Origin of the sequence: Planomonospora antibiotica, from assembly GCF_014647955.1 — a bacterium.
Taxonomy (GTDB): Bacteria; Actinomycetota; Actinomycetes; order Streptosporangiales; family Streptosporangiaceae; genus Planomonospora; species Planomonospora parontospora.
In genome coordinates, this window is record NZ_BMQE01000165.1 from 1 (window position 1) to 675 (window position 675).

A 675-nucleotide genomic window follows, 5' to 3' on the forward strand; every position below is an offset into this window, starting at 1 on the left:
CCTGCGAGAGGAACGGGGCGGGGGCCTCTTCGACGAGTTTCTGGTGGCGGCGCTGCAGTGAGCAGTCGCGGGTGGAGACGACCACGACGTTGCCGTGGGCGTCGGCCAGGCACTGGGTCTCCACGTGCCGGGGCCGGTCCAGGTAGCGCTCGACGAAGCACTCGCCGCGGCCGAAGGCGCTCACCGCCTCGCGTACCGCCGACTCGTACAGCTCGGGGATCTCCTCCAGGGTGCGGGCGACCTTCAGGCCGCGGCCGCCGCCGCCGTAGGCGGCTTTGATCGCGATCGGCAGGCCGTGCTCGGCGGCGAAGGCGAGGACCTCCTGCGCGCCGGAGACGGGGTCGGCGGTGCCGGCGACCAGGGGGGCGCCGACGGTCTGGGCGATGTGGCGGGCGGCGACCTTGTCGCCGAGCGCGGTGATCGCGGCGGGCGGCGGGCCGATCCAGGTCAGGCCGGCGTCGATGACGGCCTGGGCGAAGGCGGCGTTCTCGGCGAGGAAGCCGTAGCCGGGGTGGACGGCGTCGGCGCCGCTTCGGGTGGCGACGGCGAGGAGTTTGGGGATGTCGAGGTAGGTCTCGGCGGGGCTGTGGCCTTCGAGGGCGTAGGCCTCGTCGGCGGCGCGGACGTGCAGGGCGTCGCGGTCTTGGTCGGCGTAGACGGCGACGCCGGTCAGGC

The 675-nt window shown here is 74.5% G+C and carries 1 protein-coding gene; it reads right to left on the minus strand.

Going from position 1 to position 675, the window contains the following annotated elements; all coding sequences use genetic code 11:
* The coding region (locus tag IEZ06_RS35950) for an ATP-binding protein (RefSeq protein ID WP_308427723.1) at positions 1 to 675 on the minus strand (675 nt) is incomplete at both ends.